Source organism: Clostridioides sp. ZZV14-6009 (genome assembly GCF_020658095.1).
GTDB lineage: Bacteria > Bacillota > Clostridia > Peptostreptococcales > Peptostreptococcaceae > Clostridioides.
In genome coordinates, this window is record NZ_JAGWDG010000052.1 from 1 (window position 1) to 484 (window position 484).

The 484-nt window shown below is 30.6% G+C and carries 1 protein-coding gene; it reads left to right on the forward strand.

The genetic code is table 11. The features are described from left to right. Positions 1 to 484, forward strand: a 484-nt coding sequence (locus KGF36_RS19880) for an RNA-guided endonuclease TnpB family protein (RefSeq protein WP_227854977.1), incomplete at both ends; no start/stop codon positions are given.

Sequence of the window (484 nt, forward strand, 5' to 3'; positions counted from 1 at the left end):
AACACCAGGTAATAGATATTATATTTCTATATTAGCAGAAACTGAAATAGAGAAACTAAAAACTATTGATAAGAAAATAGGTGTAGATGTTGGATTGAAGGAATTTGCAATATGTAGCGATGGATTTAGAGTAGATAATCCTAAACACTTTAGAAAATCAGAGAAAAGATTAACTAAACTACAAAAGGACTTATCAAGAAAACAAAAAGGAAGCAATAATAGATATAAAGCAAGATTGAAGGTAGCAAGGTTGCATCAAAAGATATCAGACCAAAGAGCAGATTTCCTAAATAAGTTATCAACTAAACTAATACACGAAAACCAAGTTATAGTTATTGAGGACTTGAAGGTAAAGAATATGGTGAAAAATCATAAGTTAGCGAAAGCTATAAGCGAAGCAAGTTGGTCGGAGTTCAGAAGAATGTTAGAATATAAAGCTAATTGGTATGGTAGAGAAATAATAGTAGCAGATAAGAATTTCGCA